Here is a 17,551-nt window from a genome sequence, read left to right as displayed (position 1 = left end):
GCCATGCGCACACTATTCATCACACTTCGCCTGTTTCTCTTCACCCTGCTTGTGTTTGGGGTGTTGTATCCGGCCCTCATCCTCGGCATAGGCACCCTAGTGCCGGAGCGGGCTGCTGGGTCGCCGGTGTACCATCGGGGCAAGCTGGTAGGCTTTGCCAACGTAGGGCAGGCCTTTGCCGCTTCTCACTACTTCCATGGCAGACCTTCGGCGGTGGGCTACAATGCGGCAGCCACTGGCGGCAGCAATAAAGGCCCTACCAACCCCGATCACTTGGCAGCCGTAAAGGCCGCCCGCGACACTTTTTGGGTACAAAATCCCGGCACATCTGCTATAGCTATCCCCAGCCTGCTGCTTACAGCCAGCGGCAGCGGTATAGACCCCCACCTGACACCCTACGCTGCCCACCTGCAGGCAGCCCGTATTGCCAAAGCACGGGGTGCTAAGACCGGCCAAATCGAAGCCCTCATTGCGCAAAACACGGTAGAACCTCTGCTGGGCCTATATGGTTTGGCTGTTGTCAATGTTTTGGAGCTAAACCTTGCACTCGACCAGAAATTTCCGCTAAAATCACAGAAATGAAAAGCGTTTTCCTCTTCCTGGCTTTGATTTTATCTACCCTGCGGGCACAAGACAGCACCCTGCACATAAGTGCCTATCTGGATGGCTACTATGGGTACGACATAGGCCATACACTCGGCCGCAGTCGCCCCTACTTCTATGTAGCCAACCAGCACAACAACTTTAACCTGAATCTGCTGGCCCTGAAGCTGACCTACAGCGCAGACCGCTACCGCCTGCAGGCTACCCCCGCATTTGGCACCTACATGGCTGCCAACTATGCAGCCGAGCCTGCCGAACTGCGCTATCTGGTAGATGCCTATGGCGGCCTGCGCCTGCACAATGGCATCTGGTTGGACGCGGGCATCTTGCCCTCGCCCTTTGGCTACGAGGGGGCGCTGAGCCACGACCTGCCCACCTACACCCGCAGCTTCTCGGCCGAAAATTCGCCCTACTACTTGGCCGGAGCACGCCTTACCCTGCCCCTGGGCGAGCGGCTAACTGGCTATGCCTATATGGTAAATGGCTGGCAAAACATACGTGAAACCAACGACGCCAAGTCCTTTATAGGTCAGCTGCAATACAAGAACGGCGACCGACTGCTGTTGAATGCCAGTACCTATGTGGGCAATGAACAGACTACTGACAGCCTGAGCAACCGTATGCGATATTTTGTAGACCTGTATGCCTACTGGGCACCGTCGGATAAGTTTAGCATTCTGGCTTTATTCGATGTTGGAAGTCAGCAGGACAAGATTGCACCAAAGAACCCTGATAGCCAGCTATGGCATACGGCCAACTGCATAACAAGCTATCGCTGGGCCAAGGAATGGCGCAGCAGCCTACGGGCAGAATATTACAACGACCCGAAGGCAGCCAACCTGGCCAGTGCAACGGCCAGTGGCCCCGGTGTGGAAGTGTATGGCGGCAGCCTGGGCCTGGACTATATGCCTACTGCGCTGGCTATGCTGCGGCTAGAGGCACGCTACCTACAGGCCGGCGCCGACATTTTTCCCGAGAAAGATAAAGACACCAATCGCCGCTGGATGCTGACGGCCGCCCTCAGCATCAAGATAGAATGATGGAGTTTGGCAACCTTTTGCAGAAACGAGCCCGCGGCCACCTGAAAGTATACCTGGGCATGGCGCCCGGTGTGGGCAAAACCTACCGTATGCTCACCGAAGCCCACCAGCTGCTGGCCAAGGGGGTGGATGTGCAGGCAGGTGTGGTGGTTACCCATGGCAGGCTCGAAACACGGACGTTGCTGAACGGCATACCACAGATACCCCCCAGAGTGGTGTACTACCGGGGCAAGGCCATAGAAGAGCTGGACCTGGAGGAGGTGCTGCGCCGCAAACCGCTGGTAGTACTGGTAGACGAACTGGCGCACACCAACGCCCCAGGCAGCCAGCACGAAAAGCGCTGGCAGGACGTGGAGGCGCTGCTAGATGCCGGTATCAGCGTTATCACCGCTGTCAACATACAGCATGTGGACACCCTAAGTGACGAGGTAAGTCGTATTGTGCAGGCGCCTGTACAGGAGCGGGTGCCTTTTCAGTTTGTAGAGCAGGCGGATCAACTGGTACACGTAGACTTGAGTACAGAAGAACTCCTTCAGCGCATACAGGAAGGAAAGGTGTATGAGGCTGGAAGGGCAGAGCAGGCCTTTGGCCACTTCTTTCAGGAGGACAACCTGCTACAGCTGCGGCGGCTGGCCCTACAGCTGGCGGCACAGGTGGTGAGCCGCCGCATCAACCTGCTGCTGCCCACTGCGCAGCGCGTGGGCCCGCAGCGCATAGCCGTAAGTATCAGTACCAACGAGCAGACCGGCAAATGGCTGCTGCGCCGCACGGCACAGCTTGCTAGCCTGAACGGCGCGGAATGGCAAGCTGTGTATGTACAAACCCGGAGCGAAGACCCCAATACCATTGCCCTGGCGCGGCAGCGCAGTCTGCTGAATCTCTTTAAGCTGGCAGCTGAAATGGGCGGCAAGGTGCAGACGCTGCCCGGCCAAAACATTGCCCAAACACTCCTGGCTCATATCGAAAAAGAACAGATTTCTCTGCTGGTATTGGGCCAAACACGGCGCACGCGTTGGCAACTATTCTGGCGGGGCGACCTGGTAAGGCAGCTTACGAGCTCTGACCATACCCACCCCTTTGATTTACTTATTCTGGCAAAACCATGACCCTCAAAACCAAAATCTACTGGAGTATTGGCATCCTGATCGGCCTTGTCTTCATCGTTATGCTAGCCGGTGGCATTGCCTTCTACAGGCTGGAACAGGATGCTGCCAACCGTATGACAGCTAACCTGCTATCGCTGCGCTACACCCACACCATGCAGAATGCCGTAGAACGGCTAATCCAAAACCCCGAGAACAGAGAAGTACTGAGGCACTTAAGGATAACTAGCAAGCAGGAGAGCGAGAATATAACTGAGCCGGGTGAGCAAACGGCCGTGTACCGGCTAGAGCAATTGCTTTCTGATTATCAAAAACAGCCCAATGTAGCCCTGCTACCCCGTATAGCCCATGAGGTGCAGTATATAGAAGACCTGAATCTGGACGCACTGGAGGCCAAGGAGGTGCAAGCACAAGAAACGGCCACCTGGTATGGGCGCATGCTAATAACACTGGCTGGCTGTGTTATCCTGTCGCTGGTATTCTTCTTCAGCTACTTTCCCCCAGCTGTGCTGGCCCCCATACGTCAGATATCCGAGAGCATGGAAGCCATAGCGCGAGGAGACTACCACCACCGTATGGATGCCCACAGAAAAGATGAACTGGGACAGATGGCGCATACCTTTAATCAGATGGCGCAGGAGCTGGAGGTGTATCGCCAAAGCAGCTTTGCCGAACTGATGCAGGAAAAAATGCGGCTGCATGAGGTGCTGAAAACGATGCCCGATGGCCTGGTCTTGCTGGACCACAAACAACAGCTATTGGCCTTCAATCCGGTGGCGGCATTGGCCCTAGGCCTGCCCCCCCTACAGCAGCTCGCCACTGCCGATGCCAGCGAGCTGGCTGCAAAGAATGACCTTTTTAGGGAGCTATGGAGCCTGAAAAAAGCGCCTCAGCAACCGCTGGAAGTATTGCAGGCGAATGGAAAAACGCGCTACTTCATCCCCGAAAAACATTACCTAAACTTGCAGCAAGATAATCCGGAACAGCAATATCTGGGCACGCTACTAGTGCTTCATAATGTAACAGAGGTGCACCAGGCGCACCAGGCCAAAAGCAATTTTCTGGCTACTGTTTCGCACGAACTGAATACCCCCATTGCTACCTTTCAGCTAAGCCTGCAACTATTAAGAGACCACCGAATAGGCAGCCTGAATGGCGAGCAGCAAGAACTAATTGAGCGCCTACAGCAAGAGAGCAGCCGCATGCAGCAGCTGGTACACTCACTGCTCGACATGTCCAGGCTGGAGGCTGTAGGTGTGCAGCTAAAACCACAGACCATAGAAGCCCAGACCCTGGTGCGCGAGGCCGTAACTACACTACACACCCAGGCTGCACAGCGGCAGATCAACATGTTATTGCCGCCCGACCATCCGCCCCATCTCATTCAGGCCGACCCCGAAAAGACACTTTGGATCCTGATAAATCTATTGGGTAACGCCCTGCGCTATAGTCCGGATGGCGGCAGTATTCAACTAGGGTTTAGCACGGAAGGGGCGCACCTTCGGTTTAGCGTAACCGACCAGGGGCCAGATATACCGGAGGATATACGGCAGAAGCTCTTCGATCGTTTTGCCACCTTCTCCATTGCTGGGCGGGGCAAGAGTTATGGCTTGGGGTTGGCCATCGCCCATGAGTTTGTACTTGCCCAAGGTGGCAACATGGGCGTAACGACAGGTCCGAATGGTGTGGGCGCATGCTTTTGGTTTACACTACCAACTACTCAAGTTTGATAAATCCCGGGTAGGCCCGAGTGCCACCCCAGTCCCGGGAACACCTCTCGGAAAGGCACCGTTTCAGCAACACTTGCGCTTCCTTTCTTTGGCCCTGCTGGCTGTCCCCTGTACAGCTTAGGTCTTCACGCCCCCATTTTTGGCTGTGAGCTTATCACCCAACTTTTCAAAAGCAAGCAGACGTTCGTCCACCGCATCTAGCATCAGCCTGGGGTGCACGCGAAATGAATTCCAGTAAACGGTCGTGATCCCCATCGAGGTCACGCGCATCTATTGGTATGCTCATCTCGGAATGTGCACAGCTAGCCTATAAAAAGCAGGATAGCACTAGTATACAATCCCAACCTATTGACTAGCTTGGTTGCAAAACATTTGATACAACCTGTTCTGACGCGATTTTAACGAGCCGTTTTTGGGACTGTGCCCTATCTCGTATGCGTATCTGCCTGACAAGCGAGCGGCGGTAGGAGGCCTGTGGGAAAGCATTTTTGGGATCGAAAACTTATTCGCGTTTATCTTCTGTTACAGCCTCCATGCTTTCTATCCTTTCTGGCCGCGCCCCCCGCGCCGAACTGTACCTGCTGCTTACCCTGGCGCTCATTCAGTTTACCCATGTGGTAGACTTCATGATCGTGATGCCGCTAGGCCCCCGGTTTAAGGAGGTGTTTCATATCAATAGTAGCCAGTTTGGGCTGATGGTGGCAGCCTACCAGTTTAGCGCAGGGGTGGCCAGCCTGCTGGGTGGCTACATAGCCGATCGATTTGATCGGAAGTCCTTTCTACTCGTCCTCTATACGGGCTTTATAGCCAGTACAGTGGGGTGTGCCCTGGCCCCTGGCTATGGGGTGCTGGTGGGCTGCCGCATCCTGGCCGGTGCCTGTGGTGGCTTGCTTAGCAGCAGCGTGCTCGCTATTATCGGCGATGAGGTGCCTGGCGAGCGGCGCGGCTATGCCATGGGCATTGTAATGGGCAGTTTTTCGGTAGCATCGGCTGTGGGCCTGCCCCTGGGGCTGCTAGTGGCCAACCGCTGGGGCTGGCATGGGCCATTTGTTTTTCTGGCACTGCTTAGTTTGCCTGTTTTGCTATTCTCGCTTGTGCGGCTGCCACCCATGCGCCGCCACCTGCAGCAGGAAAAGCCCAGTAGCATGAGTCTGAAAGAGTTTTGGAGCATCCTGAGCGACCCCCTCCATCTGCCCAGTTTTGGGCTAATAGCCACCATTATGATCGGGTCTTTCATGATTATCCCCTACATAGCAGACTCCTATGTGGCCAATGCGGGGATCAGCAAAGAGGATCTGGCCTATGTGTACCTGGTGGGTGGCATCTGCACCTTCTTCAGCATGCCCCTGGCAGGCCGCCTGGCCGACAGGCTGGGAGAGGCACGCGTGTTCTGGGTGGCTTCTGTGCTCACAGTGCTGCCCATGCTCGTGGTTACCCACCTGGGGCCCACCCCCCTGCTGCATGCCATGGTGCTTACCGCCTTCTTCATGGTGGTCAGCTCGGCACGCATGGTACCGGTCATGAGCCTGATTACCCAGAGCGTACAGCCCCACAAGCGGGGCCGCTTTATGAGCGCGAACATTGCGGTGCGCGAGCTGGTGAATGCCCTGGCTGTCTTTATAGGTGGTACCATTATTGCCCAGGGGGCCGATGGGCACCTCTACCACTTTGAGCTGGTGGGCTATGTGGGGGCTGCCTCTGCCCTGCTGGCTATCCCCATTGTCTATCGTATTCGCAAGGTGTAGGCAGTAACAGAAGCGGGTGTGCGCCCAGGCACCGGATGGCCCTGTGTATGCCGCCTATGCGAAAGTGGCTATATTCGTAGCATGCACACTCCCCCCCGCACACTTGCCCGTTTTACCCCATTTGTGCGACTCATGCAGCTGGTACTGCTCATCCTGCTGAGCATCCCGGCGGCTGCCCTGAAAGCCCAGAGCGACCCCGCCCGACAGGCACCCACCCTGGATCTGGAGCTGTATCACTACCTGCCCCAGGCCCTGGCACACCGAAAGGAATGCGAGAAGCTGGACCTGAGCGACCAGTACCTGGCAGCGGTACCGCCAGAGCTGGCCAAGCTCAAGAATCTGAAATACCTGAATCTGAGCAATAATCCCATTCGGACCCTGCCCGAGTGGGTAGGCAAGCTGAAGAAGCTGGAAAAACTGATCATTAATAATTGCCAGCTGAGCCAGCTGCCCGCCAGCTTGGCTAGCCTGGCGCAGCTGCGGCACCTGGAGGCACGGCAGAACCAAATTGACCGACTACCGGATTCCTTCGTGCAGCTGGGCCAGCTGCGGCACCTGGACCTGTGCGAGAATAAACTGAGCGGTAGCCAGGCGCTGCTCAGCGGCCAGGCACAGTTGGTCATTCTGAAGCTGAATGGCAATCCCCTGGGCCAGCTGCACCTGCATACGGTCCACCTGGATAGCCTGCTGCTACAGGGCTGCGCTCTGCGTGCCTGGCCGCAGGGCCTGCAGGGCAATACACAGCTGGTGCACCTGAACCTGAGCAGCAACCAGCTGGCTGAGCAGCCCAATCTGGCCGGCCTGCATAGCCTGCGCACCCTGGATGTGCGCTACAACCAGCTGACTAGCCTGGACCTGCGCGACCTGCCTGGGCTGACAGAACTGGAGGCCGACCACAACCAGCTGACACAAATAACCCTGCCCACCGAGCACCTGCGCCGGCTGGCGCTGGCCCACAACCAGCTAAGCACGCTGCCAGGCAGCCTGTGCGATGCGCCCCTGGCGCAGCTGAACCTAAGTGCCAACCCCCTGGCAGAGCTGCCCGCCTGCATAGGCCAGCTCTCGGGCCTGCAGCAGCTATACGCGAGCAACTGCCAGCTGGCCACTCTGCCCGAGGATCTATCGGGCCTGCGTGCCCTTGCACAGTGTGGGCTGGGCGGAAACCAGCTGGCCACCCTGCCCGGCAGCCTGCTGCAGCTGCCACGCCTGCTGGTGCTAGACCTGAGCCAGAACCGGCTGACCCAGCTGCCCAGCCTGTGTGCAGCGGGTACCCTGCCCCAGCTCACTAGCCTGAACCTGAGCTACAACCAGCTGGCCGCCCTGCCCAGCTGCCTGACAGACTTGCCCCGGCTACAGCTGCTGTTTGTGGGCGGCAACCCCCTGGCCACACCGGTGGGCGAGCTGCAGGCTCGTTATCCACGTATCCGCATCTTGCCCTAGTGGCATAGCCCGCTGTGCCTATGCCTATGGCCCACAGGAACCGTACCCTACAGCTAACGGAGGCGGATGTACAGCGACTACAGCCCCGCCTGCAGCAGCTGCCAGCCCCGCTGCCGGCCGCACAGCTGCAGGATAGCCTGTGGAACCAAACCCTGGAATCGGCCCTGCCACACCTGCCAGCCGCCTTTGCGGACGTGTTGTTTCTGGATCCACCCTACAACCAGCCCAAGCAGTTTGGCAGCCTGTCTTTCGCTGCCCAATCTGCCGAAGCCTACGAGGCCTATGTGCTAGGCTGGCTGCGGCCCCTGCTGCGGTGCCTGAAGCCCGAGGGGAGCGTGTACCTGTGCGGAGACTGGCGTTCGGCAGCTGCCCTGCCCCGCGCCCTGGCTGCCTGTGGCCTGCACATCCGCAACCGCATAAGCTGGGAACGCGAGAAGGGTAGGGGGGCCAGGCGAAACTGGAAGAATGCCAGCGAAGACCTGTGGTATGCCACCTGCGGCGAAGACTACTATTTTTCGGTATCCGAGGTAAAACTAAGGCGCCGGGTGCGTGCACCCTACCGGCTGCAGGGGCAGCCCAAAGACTGGCAGCAGGCCGGGGAACACAAGTACCGCGATACCCACCCAAGCAACCTGTGGACGGACCTGAGCGTACCCTTCTGGAGTATGCCCGAAAACACCCCCCATCCTACCCAAAAGCCCGAAAAGCTGCTGGCCAAGGTGCTACTGGCTAGCTGCCCCCCTGGCGGCTGGGTGCTCGATCCTTTTGCCGGCAGTGGCACCACTGCGGTAGTGGCGCGCAAGCTGGGGCGGCACTTTGTGGCCATAGAGGCCGAGCCCGACTACTGCCTGTGGGCCCTGCGCAGGCTGGAAATAGCAGCCGATCAACCCGCCATCCAGGGTTATGACGGCGTGTTCTGGGAACGGAATACCCGACCTTTGTAACTTTGCCCCCATGAACCCGGAACTGCTGACAATACACAAACACCCCAGAAAAAAACTGAAGGGCAAGGTGCTCCTGCCCGGCTCAAAGAGTGAGAGTAACCGGGCTCTGCTATTTGCGGCCCTATCGCCCTACCCCATGCTGCTGGAGCACCTGAGTGACTGTGACGACAGCAGGGTGTTTCTGGACTTTTTGCGCACCTGCGGCCTGCGCATGGAGCCCCAGGATGGGGGGCTGAATGTGGTGGGCAGCCTGCGCGAGGTAAAGGCCGAAGAACGGACCATAGAGCTGGGCCTGGCCGGTACGGCCCTGCGCTTCATCACTGCTGCGGCCACCCTGGTGCCTGGCACCACCCTGCTGGATGGCAAAGACCGGCTGCGCAAGCGGGTGGTAGCCCCGCTGGTAGAGGCCCTGCAAGATGCCGGGGCCGACATTGCCTACCTGGGCGAACCTGGCTACCTGCCCCTGCGCATCAAGGGTAAACCAGGCTGGCAGCCCACGGCCTTTCGCATCGATGCCACAGAGAGTAGCCAGCTGCTCTCGGCCCTACTGCTACTCGGCCCTGTGCTGCCGGTGGGCTGCACCATCCACTGCACCAGCCTGGCTAGCAAGAGCTATGCGCAGATGACGCTAGACCTGCTGGCCGACTGGGGCGTGCACTGGCAGCAGCAGGATATGCAATACACCTTGGCTGGACGGCAGCGCAATCCTCCAGCGCATGCGATTGAGAGCGACTGGAGTGCGGCTAGCTATTGGCTGGGCCTGGCCGCTACCAAGCCCGCCGACCTGCGCCTGCGCACCTTGCACCCGCACAGCAAGCAGGGAGACCGACACCAACTGGAGATTTTTCGGGGCTGGGGTATGGACTGCCGCTTCGAGGGTTCGGAGCTGCATGTGCGCACAGATGGAATACTGGTGCGGGGGCTAGACTATGACTTTGGCCAGATGCCAGACCTGGCACAGACCTTTGCGGTGCTGGCTACCTGGGCAGACGAAACCAGCGAGCTGACGGGCCTGCACACCCTGCCGGGTAAGGAAACCGACCGCCTGGCAGCCCTGGTGGCCGAACTGGGAAAACTGGGGGTGCACGCCGTGGCTACATCCGATAAGCTGCTGGTGTATCCCAGCCTCCAAATGCAGGTAAAACAGCCGGTGGCCACCTACGAGGATCATCGCTTTGCCATGAGCTTTGCCCTGCTGGCCAACCGCTTTTCGCACATCTCTATCGAAGACCCCCAGGTGGTAGGCAAGTCCTACCCTGCTTTCTGGAGCCACCTGGAGCAGCTGGGCTATCCCATCGAATGGGCCTGATGCCTAAACCCTATTACCCTATGTATAAATGGATCCTGTGTGTCTCCTTGTCGGGTCTTTTCCTTTCGGCCAGCGGCCAGGGGCCCCAGCTGCTGTCCAAGTCTCAGCTGGAAGCGCAGGTGAAGTTTCTGCGCCTAAAGGATGCCCTGCCACAGCCCGGCTACTGCCTGCACCTGGATCTGAGCTTTCATGAGCTGTGGGAGCTAGACGCTGCAATAGCTGCACTTACCTACACCCAGTACCTCAACCTTTCGTACAACAACCTGAAGACCCTGCCCGCTGAGGTGGGCGAGCTGGCACACCTGCAGTATGCCAACTTGAGCTATAACTACCTGGAGTCTCTGCCTTACGCCCCCTGCCAGTGGCTCTTCTTACGCCAGCTGGACCTGAGCCACAACCGCCTGCACGAGCTACCCTTCTGTATCGGTGCCTGGCAGATGCTGGAGCAGCTGGACCTGAGCCACAACCGCCTGAAAACCCTCCCCGAGGGCATTGGCGACTGCGCAGCCCTGGAGGAGCTGGACCTGCACTATAGCGGGCTAAGTGCGCTGCCCAATACGCTATTCACCCTGCCCCGCCTGCGCAGGCTGAATGCAGCCACCAACCGCCTGGGTGCCCTGCCAGAAAACCTGGGAGACGCCCGGATGCTGGAGGAGCTGGACCTGAGCTACAATGTGCTGGCCACGCTGCCACCCAGCCTGGTGCTACTCGGCCAGCTGAAGCGGCTAAACCTGCGGGGAAACCAGCTGAAGACCCTGCCCAATGGCATAGAGCGCCTGGTGGGCCTGCAGCAGCTGGATATCCGAAACAATGCATTTGACAAGGAGCAGATAGAGCGGATACGCGCCCTGCTATCTGCCACCGACGTTTTATACTAATGATTCTTTTTCCGTGCCTGCCGCTTCCAGCCTGGTGCTGCGATGGTGGGGTTCGAAGGGGGGTGCTATTTTGGCGTAAATTTTCTGCCCCATTGGCTTGCAAAATACGGGACGGCCTGTTAGTTTTGCCCTCCACTTACCGAAGTGGCGGAATTGGTAGACGCACACGTTTCAGGGGCGTGCGCCTTCGCGGGCATGGGGGTTCGAGTCCCCCCTTCGGTACAGAAAATGCCTCACAGTCTTGTGGGGCATTTTTGTATAGCCCTTTTTGTGCGCAATAAGAAGACGCAGGCGGAGAAACCGGCCCGAAAAGCCCCCCCCATCTCGTCGTCTGCTACCTACTCGTCCAGCCTTACCAGCTTTCCCTCGCTTTCTGCCTTGTTTCGCCCCCACTGGGCTATGGCTTGTATGGCCGGTATGAGCGTCTCGCCTTCGGCAGACAGGGCATACTCCACGCGGGGGGGCACCTCTGCGTACACCGTTCGGGTTATCATCCCGTCCTCTTCCAGCGCCTTTAGCTGTAGCGAGAGCATCTTGTCGGTAATGTCGGGTATATGGGCTTTCAGCTCACCGAATCGCTTTTTACCCCCAATCAGGTACCACAGCACCACCGCTTTCCATTTACCGCCTATGTAGCGCATGGTTATATCCAGGGCGCAGTGGAAATCCTCGTTGCGTAGGCGAAAGCAGTATTTATTCCCGTTTATTACCATTTCTGCAGTGATTTTGATTATTGTTAATCAGGAAAGGGACTTCCCTTTTTGATAGCCTATTGTAGCCTTTTTTCCAAAACTATACTTTTGTAAGCATATAACAAAGACTAAAGTTATTAAAATGAAAGTAGCAATTTTTGGCACAGGCATCGTGGGTCGCACCCTCGCTGCCAAGCTGGATAGCCTGGGGCACAAGGTGCTAATGGGCACGCGAGACGTACAGCACACCCTTAGCCGGGACGATAAGGATGCCTACGGCAGTTCACCGTTCAAGGTTTGGCATGTAGATTATCCCACAATCACACTCAAGACCTTTGCCGAGGCAGCCGCCGAGGGCGAGATGTTGTTCAACTGTACCGGTGGTATGGCCTCTATTGCCGCCCTGAAGCTGGCAGGAGCCGAAAACCTGAAGGGTAAGGTGCTGGTGGATGTAGCCAACCCGCTGGACTTCAGCCAGGGTATGCCACCCAGCCTGAACCCCACCAATACCGACTCGCTGGGCGAGCAGATCCAGCGCGCCTTTCCAGATGCACGCGTGGTGAAAACCCTGAACACGATGAACGCGCGCATCATGGTGACCCCCACCATCGTGAAGGGGCCACACAACGTATTTGTATGCGGAAACGACGCAGCGGCCAGAGACTCCGTAAAGGACCTACTAAAATCCTTTGGCTGGCAGGCAGACCAGATACTGGACCTGGGCGACATAACGGCGGCCCGGGGCACCGAGATGCTACTGCCTGTATGGCTGCGCCTGTGGGGCACCCTGGGCACAGCCGACTTTAACTTTCATATCCAGCAATAGTCACCCCAACCCCACCCCTAACCATGGAAATCGCACTCATAACCGGATCAAACAAGGGTATCGGATTCGAGACAGCCCGCCAGCTAGGTCTGCAGGGCAAGCACATCCTACTGGCAGGCCGTAGCCTGGAAAAGGCGCAAAAGGCCGCAGCCGAGCTGCAAAAGGCCGGAGTAAAGGCTGAAGCCCTGCAGCTGGATATAACCAGCGAACAGCAAATACGGGATGCAGCTGAGTGGGTGCAGAAAACCTATGGAAAGCTGGATATCCTGATAAACAATGCCGGGGTTTTTCCCGAGTATCTACAGGGCATGATGGATATATCCCGGCTGTCGGGCGAGGCATTGGCCCAGACCTTTCAGACCAATACCCTGGGTCCGGCCCTGATGATCCGGTACTTCTTGCCCCTGCTCCGGCAGGCTGCCCATGGCCGCATTGTCAATGTCTCTTCCACCCTGGGCTCCCACACCAATCTGTCGGACCCGCACTCGCCTTTTTATGGTACTCAGTCCGTAGCATACAACGCATCCAAGGCTGCCCTGAATATGCTTACCATACAGGTGGCCAAGCACCTGGCGGGCACCCAAGTGCGGATAAATTCCATCTGTCCCGGATGGGTACGTACGGATATGGGCTCTGAGGCTGCACCTCGATCAGTGGAAGAGGGGGTACGCATCATCCTGAAAATGTCTGACACGAGCGCGGACCTGCCCAACGGCTCATTTGTGGATGAGCAGGGTGTAATCGCCTGGTAAAGCAAAACCAACTTTTTGTGTTCTTGTAATCATTTTAACTATTCCAACGCTTAAAAATCATGAAGAAACTCGTTTATTCAGGTACCGGCGCATTGCTGCTCGCCCTGCTGCTGGTGGCCTGCTCTGGCTCCAAGGAAACAAAGAGCCCCGCCGCCTCCGAGGTTAAGGTACACCAATACGTGTCTTCGGGTGCCGGCATTTTTGAGAATGCCTACATCCTGGAGTTGGCCAACGGACTGGTAGTGGTAGATGCCACCCTTACCGTCAGTTCGTCCAAGGAACTAAAGGCTCAGATAGAAAAGCTGGGCAAGCCACTGAAGGCCGTTCTGATCACCCATGGCCACCCGGATCACTACAATGGTCTGGGAAACCTGGTGGGCAAGGATGAGAAAGTTCCGATCTACAGTACTCAGAGCGTGCTGGATGTTATTGCCGAGTCAGACTCGGCCAAAGAAGGGCAGTGGGTTTCCAGGTTTGGAAAGGAATGGCCAATGAACCGCCGCTTCCCCAACCATATGCTACGCAACGATGAGTCAGTTACGATAGAGGGCGTAAAGTTCCAGGTGAAGGAACTGGGCGAGGGTGAGTCGCACAGCGACACGTACTGGCTGGTAGACAATGGCACCCACAAGCTGGCCTTTATTGGTGATGTAGTACTAAACGGCACACATGCCTACCTGGCCGACGGACACTACCAAGCGTGGTTGGACAACCTGACGCGCCTGCAGACCGACCTGAAGGGGGTAGATACCCTGTACCCCGGCCATGGCGAGCCAGGCGGACTGGCCATGCTGGCCTGGCAGAAGCAGTACATTGAAACTTATGTACAGAACGTTAAGACCCTACTGGCGAACAAGAAACAGCTGACGGATGCAGATAAGGCCGAGCTGGTGAAGAAAATGAAGGAGTTCCTGCCCAGCGACAAGCTGGAGTTCCTCATTGCCATTGGTGCCGATGCCGTTGCCGGCCAGGTGGCTTCCAGCAAGTAGCCCTTTGTTTTTACAGGATAGTGGTATTCCGTCCGGCCCATCCCGCGTATAGGGGTGGGCCTTTTTATTCCGGGAATGCCTCGCACTCCCAGCCGTCATAGGTGCCCGCACAGGCTTCGGATAGGGCCAGCATCTCGCGCACCAGCTCATTCAGGTGCGCCTCTTCCAGTGCATCGGGCCGTGCTACCTTCAGGGCCCAGGGCTGCTCAGGATATTCGGTTTCTTCCCTGAGTGAGATCTGCTGGAACGACCGGCTTGCCAGCATCTGCCACAGGTCCTCGGCCTGGCTGCGCTGGGCCAGGTAAAACCAGTGCTCCAGGGGCCGAACTGTCTGTAGGCTATCACCCTGGTCTCGCAGCAGCTCCAGCATCTTCCGGTTTCGGATGCAGTGCAGCTCCCAGATGCCCGGTAGCAGAAATTCCTCAAAGAAAGACCAGTCCGCATCCGGCTTGTGATCGTAGCAGTAGTCCAGCAGGCCAAATCGGCTCATCACTACATGAACAGCCGTGTCAAAGCCCTTGCTTGTCCGTGCATAAAAGTAAAACTCTACCCGGCCCAGATAGGCATTGCGCCCCACCAGCCGGGCACGATGCCGCTCGCCCATAAATGCGTCTAGCTCCAGGGCCAGCTGCTCGATCAGTTCATACTCTATGCCCTGCGGGTGGCCCGCAGGGTCTGGGTCGTCTAGCTGTAGCCACACCCACCCCAGTATGGGTAGCCGCGAAACCGGGAAGCGTCCGCCCAGGCTCAGGTCTACATGGATGTGGGCAGGGCTACCGCCTATCTTCGTTTCGTAGTATTCCCATTGCGGCTCCACGTGCGGCTCCATGCCTGTAAACATAGCAAATAGAAGAAACGCGCGCTGTCTTGTTGTTCAAAATACCCTGGCATCCTTTTTGCATCAGGCTCGTATATCCGCTATCTTTCATTGCCAAAAAATCTGCCATGTTTACCAGACTACTTAGTGCCACCTGCTTGTTTTTTGCCCTGGCTGCCCTTGCTGCCTGTAACGAGGACGACAGCGTGACCGACATCCTGAGCGGGAATATCCCTGTAACAGACGCTGATATCGTGCAGGGCCTGAAGACAGCCCTGAACCAGGGCACGGATACCAGTGTGGCTACCCTAAACAAAACCAATGGCTACTGGCAAGACCTGGCCGTGCGCATACTGCTACCCCCGCAGGCCCAGAACGTGTATAACGCTGCCACCACCATACCCGGCCTGGGGGCTGCTTTCAGCAGTGCCATGGACGACTTTCAGCTGAAGATGAATCGTGCCGCTGAGGATGCCGCCGCCAAGGCCAAGCCCATTTTTGTAGAGGCCATTACCGATATCACCATTACCGACGGAATCAACATTGTGAAGGGAGACAGCCTGGCAGCCACTAGTTATCTGAAGACGAGCACCTATGCCAACCTGACCAGTGCCTTTAAGCCCGACATCCAGGCCAGCCTGGAGGGCGTAGGGGCACAGCAGGCCTGGAACACGATTGTGGGTGCCTACAACCCCGTCATCAGTACCTACAATACGGCCCAGAGCCTGCTGGGCGGGCAGACCTTTGCCCTGCTCCCGGCAGATCTGTCTCTGTATGTAACCGAGCGGGCCCTGGACGGCCTGTTCCAGAAGGTGGGTGCAGAAGAAAAGCGCATCCGGCGCGACCCACTGGCCCGCGTCAAGGAAATTCTGCGCCGCGTATTTGCCCTGCAAGATTAGGCCGAACCACACGGCTTGTATCCTGATGGTTCGGTGGATAGGAGATTGCGGGATCGGTACCTATCTTGTGGAATGCGAATACATCTGTTCTGCCTATTTTTCCTCTTCGCCGCACTGGGTGTGCAGGCACAGGATGCACCGCCAAAGGCCCCTGGCCTAGCCCGACAGGCTGGCGTGGTAACCGATCATCCCCTGGCTACCCAGGTGGGTATCGATATCCTGAAGCAAGGGGGCAATGCCGTGGATGCTGCCATAGCCGTGCAGTTTGCCCTGGCCGTGGTGCTACCCGAGGCCGGAAACATCGGTGGTGGCGGTTTCCTGCTATACCGCCCGGCCCGTGGCGAGGTGGAAGCCCTGGACTACCGCGAGCAGGCCCCTGCTGCTGCTACCCCCGCGCGCTACCGGGATGAGCAGGGTGCGGCCGTTCCTGGCCTTAGCCAGGTGGGACACCTGGCCTGTGGGGTGCCCGGCACAGTAGATGGCATGTGGCAGCTGCACCAGCGGCATGGCAGCCTGCCCTGGCCCAGCCTGATAGAGCCGGCTGTGCAGCTGGCAGGCAGGGGCTTTGCCCTTACAGCCCTACAGGCCAGGCGGCTAAATGAATTCCGCGAGACCTTCGTTGTCCACAACGGCAGCCCCGTTGATTTTGTAAAAAGAGACCCCTGGCAGGCGGGCGATCGCATACGCCAGTACGACCTGGTGCGTAGCCTGCAGCGCATCCAGCAGCAGGGGCGGGCGGGCTTTTATGCAGGCGAGACGGCAGACCTGATTGTGGAAGAGATGGCGCGCGCGGGGGGCCTTATCTCCCACCAAGACCTGCAGCAGTACCAGGCCCAGTGGCGCACCCCCTATCGCTTCCAGCAGGGCGACCGTACCCTTTATACGCTGCCCTTCCCCTGCAGCGGCGGGCTGGCCCTGCAGCAGATACTGGGCATGATAGAAGCCCTGCAGGTGGATTTGTCTCAGCTAGGCCACAATAGCGATGCCTATGTGCACCTGCTGGCCGAGCTAAGCCGCTACGCCTTTGCCGATAGGGCCTACTATGGGGGAGACACCGCCGTGCCCACTGAGGCCCTGGCAAGCGCGGCCTACCTGCGTGCCCGTGCGCAGCGCTTTTTCGACCCAAATCGAGCCACGCCCAGTGGCACCGTGGTAGGTGCGGGCCAGCCTGCCGAGCCCGACCACACCACGCACTACAACATTGTGGATGCTGCCGGCAATGCCATTGCCGTTACCACCACCCTGAATGGGCTGTATGGCTCTGGGGTAGTGGTGGGTTTTTCCGGCTTCCTGCTGAATAACCAGCTGGATGACTTTGTGGTGAACCCCTACCACATAGCCGCAGATAGCCTGGCCTATGGCCGGGCCAACCTGCTGCGGCCAGGCCACAGGCCCCTTAGTAGTATGACACCCACCCTCATAACCCGGGCTGGCCAGACCGAACTACTGCTGGGTGCAGCAGGGGGCCGGGCTATCATTAGCGCGGTACTGCAGCTGTATCTGAATGTAACCGTATTTGGGCTAGACCTGCAGCGGGCTGTGGCGGCACCCCGCTTTCACCACGCCTGGCTGCCCGACGAGCTGCAGCTGGAAGCCCAGGGCTTTGACCCCTCCACCCTAAGGCGGCTGGAAGCCCGTGGCCACCAGCTGCGCAGGCCCGACCATATCGCCCTGCTGAATGCCATCCGTATCTTGCCAGATGGCAGCCTACAGCTGGGGGTAGAGCCTCGGTCGGATGCTGTGGGCACCACCTTGCCCTAGTATTCTCCCTCTATCTGCCGCTG

16 protein-coding genes and 1 tRNA gene are annotated in these 17,551 nt (G+C 58.1%); 15 read left to right on the top strand and 2 right to left on the bottom strand.

The window, feature by feature from the left end; all coding sequences use genetic code 11:
- Nucleotides 1–3 precede the first annotated feature (3 nt).
- The 10 genes from kdpC (at nucleotide 4) to LW884_00905 (ending at nucleotide 11,014) form a co-directional block, all read left to right on the top strand.
- Complete coding sequence (kdpC, locus tag LW884_00950) at nucleotides 4–582, top strand: potassium-transporting ATPase subunit KdpC (GenBank protein MCE3006904.1); 579 nt, start codon at nucleotides 4–6, stop codon at nucleotides 580–582.
- A complete protein-coding gene (locus LW884_00945) occupies nucleotides 579–1,643 on the top strand; it encodes a porin (GenBank protein MCE3006903.1) in 1,065 nt (354 codons plus the stop codon). Before kdpC ends, LW884_00945 begins: the two co-directional genes overlap by 4 nt.
- Before the next feature lie 17 nt (nucleotides 1,644–1,660).
- Entirely contained in the window at nucleotides 1,661–2,749 is a 1,089-nt protein-coding gene (locus LW884_00940; protein ID MCE3006902.1) for a sensor protein KdpD, read from the top strand.
- Nucleotides 2,746–4,476, top strand: a complete 1,731-nt coding sequence (locus tag LW884_00935; GenBank protein MCE3006901.1) for an ATP-binding protein — start codon at nucleotides 2,746–2,748, stop codon at nucleotides 4,474–4,476. Before LW884_00940 ends, LW884_00935 begins: the two co-directional genes overlap by 4 nt.
- Nucleotides 4,477–5,009: 533 nt before the next feature.
- The gene (locus tag LW884_00930; protein MCE3006900.1) at nucleotides 5,010–6,221 is read left to right on the top strand and encodes an MFS transporter; all 1,212 of its coding nucleotides are present in this window, start codon (nucleotides 5,010–5,012) and stop codon (nucleotides 6,219–6,221) included.
- Nucleotides 6,222–6,302: 81 nt separating this feature from the next.
- Nucleotides 6,303–7,661, top strand: a complete 1,359-nt coding sequence (locus LW884_00925; GenBank protein ID MCE3006899.1) for a leucine-rich repeat domain-containing protein — start codon at nucleotides 6,303–6,305, stop codon at nucleotides 7,659–7,661.
- Nucleotides 7,662–7,687: 26 nt separating this feature from the next.
- Nucleotides 7,688–8,605 (top strand): site-specific DNA-methyltransferase, encoded by a 918-nt coding sequence (locus tag LW884_00920; protein MCE3006898.1) that lies wholly within the window; start codon nucleotides 7,688–7,690, stop codon nucleotides 8,603–8,605.
- Between the two features lie 10 nt (nucleotides 8,606–8,615).
- Nucleotides 8,616–9,914 carry a 3-phosphoshikimate 1-carboxyvinyltransferase gene (gene aroA, locus LW884_00915; protein ID MCE3006897.1) on the top strand — a complete coding sequence of 433 codons (1,299 nt, stop codon included), beginning with the start codon at nucleotides 8,616–8,618 and terminating at the stop codon, nucleotides 9,912–9,914.
- A 20-nt stretch (nucleotides 9,915–9,934) separates the two neighbouring features.
- The gene (locus LW884_00910) at nucleotides 9,935–10,792 is read left to right on the top strand and encodes a leucine-rich repeat domain-containing protein (GenBank protein ID MCE3006896.1); all 858 of its coding nucleotides are present in this window, start codon (nucleotides 9,935–9,937) and stop codon (nucleotides 10,790–10,792) included.
- Between the two features lie 138 nt (nucleotides 10,793–10,930).
- A tRNA-Leu gene (locus LW884_00905) sits at nucleotides 10,931–11,014 on the top strand.
- Nucleotides 11,015–11,130: 116 nt separating this feature from the next.
- Here LW884_00905 and LW884_00900 read toward each other — a convergent pair.
- Nucleotides 11,131–11,505: a helix-turn-helix transcriptional regulator gene (locus LW884_00900; protein ID MCE3006895.1), complete on the bottom strand. Its 375-nt coding sequence runs from the start codon at nucleotides 11,503–11,505 to the stop codon at nucleotides 11,131–11,133.
- A 121-nt stretch (nucleotides 11,506–11,626) separates the two neighbouring features.
- Here LW884_00900 and LW884_00895 point away from each other — a divergent pair, with 121 nt between their 5' ends.
- Genes LW884_00895 through LW884_00885 form a run of 3 tightly spaced genes read left to right on the top strand, consistent with a single transcriptional unit; the run spans nucleotide 11,627 to nucleotide 14,051 of the window.
- A complete protein-coding gene (locus LW884_00895; GenBank protein ID MCE3006894.1) occupies nucleotides 11,627–12,310 on the top strand; it encodes an NAD(P)-binding domain-containing protein in 684 nt (227 codons plus the stop codon).
- A gap of 23 nt (nucleotides 12,311–12,333) precedes the next feature.
- Nucleotides 12,334–13,062, top strand: coding sequence for an SDR family oxidoreductase (locus LW884_00890; GenBank protein ID MCE3006893.1), 729 nt, complete (start codon nucleotides 12,334–12,336; stop codon nucleotides 13,060–13,062).
- 59 nt (nucleotides 13,063–13,121) lie between these two features.
- Nucleotides 13,122–14,051, top strand: a complete 930-nt coding sequence (locus tag LW884_00885) for an MBL fold metallo-hydrolase (GenBank protein MCE3006892.1) — start codon at nucleotides 13,122–13,124, stop codon at nucleotides 14,049–14,051.
- A gap of 64 nt (nucleotides 14,052–14,115) precedes the next feature.
- Here LW884_00885 and LW884_00880 read toward each other — a convergent pair whose 3' ends face one another.
- Nucleotides 14,116–14,892 (bottom strand): DUF695 domain-containing protein, encoded by a 777-nt coding sequence (locus LW884_00880; GenBank protein MCE3006891.1) that lies wholly within the window; start codon nucleotides 14,890–14,892, stop codon nucleotides 14,116–14,118.
- A gap of 104 nt (nucleotides 14,893–14,996) precedes the next feature.
- On the opposite strand from LW884_00880, the gene LW884_00875 reads away from it, so the two are divergent.
- Complete coding sequence (locus tag LW884_00875) at nucleotides 14,997–15,767, top strand: DUF4197 domain-containing protein (GenBank protein ID MCE3006890.1); 771 nt, start codon at nucleotides 14,997–14,999, stop codon at nucleotides 15,765–15,767.
- Nucleotides 15,768–15,839: 72 nt separating this feature from the next.
- Nucleotides 15,840–17,528, top strand: coding sequence for a gamma-glutamyltransferase (ggt, locus tag LW884_00870; GenBank protein MCE3006889.1), 1,689 nt, complete (start codon nucleotides 15,840–15,842; stop codon nucleotides 17,526–17,528).
- Nucleotides 17,529–17,551 lie beyond the last annotated feature (23 nt).

This window comes from Bacteroidota bacterium (assembly GCA_021300195.1).
Lineage (GTDB): Bacteria > Bacteroidota > Bacteroidia > J057 > JAJTIE01 > JAJTIE01.
This window is presented reverse-complemented; position numbering and strand designations above follow the sequence as displayed.

Excerpts from the sequence above, each read along its gene's own strand:
- LW884_00880 (MCE3006891.1), bottom strand. The coding sequence starts at position 14,892 with ATGTTTACAGGCATGGAGCCGCACGTGGAGCCGCAATGGGAATACTAC.
- ggt (MCE3006889.1), top strand. The coding sequence starts at position 15,840 with ATGCGAATACATCTGTTCTGCCTATTTTTCCTCTTCGCCGCACTGGGT.
- LW884_00890 (MCE3006893.1), top strand. The coding sequence starts at position 12,334 with ATGGAAATCGCACTCATAACCGGATCAAACAAGGGTATCGGATTCGAG.
- LW884_00945 (MCE3006903.1), top strand. The coding sequence starts at position 579 with ATGAAAAGCGTTTTCCTCTTCCTGGCTTTGATTTTATCTACCCTGCGG.
- LW884_00895 (MCE3006894.1), top strand. The coding sequence starts at position 11,627 with ATGAAAGTAGCAATTTTTGGCACAGGCATCGTGGGTCGCACCCTCGCT.
- LW884_00920 (MCE3006898.1), top strand. The coding sequence starts at position 7,688 with ATGGCCCACAGGAACCGTACCCTACAGCTAACGGAGGCGGATGTACAG.
- LW884_00935 (MCE3006901.1), top strand. The coding sequence starts at position 2,746 with ATGACCCTCAAAACCAAAATCTACTGGAGTATTGGCATCCTGATCGGC.
- kdpC (MCE3006904.1), top strand. The coding sequence starts at position 4 with ATGCGCACACTATTCATCACACTTCGCCTGTTTCTCTTCACCCTGCTT.
- LW884_00900 (MCE3006895.1), bottom strand. The coding sequence starts at position 11,505 with ATGGTAATAAACGGGAATAAATACTGCTTTCGCCTACGCAACGAGGAT.
- LW884_00930 (MCE3006900.1), top strand. The coding sequence starts at position 5,010 with ATGCTTTCTATCCTTTCTGGCCGCGCCCCCCGCGCCGAACTGTACCTG.
- aroA (MCE3006897.1), top strand. The coding sequence starts at position 8,616 with ATGAACCCGGAACTGCTGACAATACACAAACACCCCAGAAAAAAACTG.
- LW884_00885 (MCE3006892.1), top strand. The coding sequence starts at position 13,122 with ATGAAGAAACTCGTTTATTCAGGTACCGGCGCATTGCTGCTCGCCCTG.
- LW884_00925 (MCE3006899.1), top strand. The coding sequence starts at position 6,303 with ATGCACACTCCCCCCCGCACACTTGCCCGTTTTACCCCATTTGTGCGA.
- LW884_00910 (MCE3006896.1), top strand. The coding sequence starts at position 9,935 with ATGTATAAATGGATCCTGTGTGTCTCCTTGTCGGGTCTTTTCCTTTCG.
- LW884_00875 (MCE3006890.1), top strand. The coding sequence starts at position 14,997 with ATGTTTACCAGACTACTTAGTGCCACCTGCTTGTTTTTTGCCCTGGCT.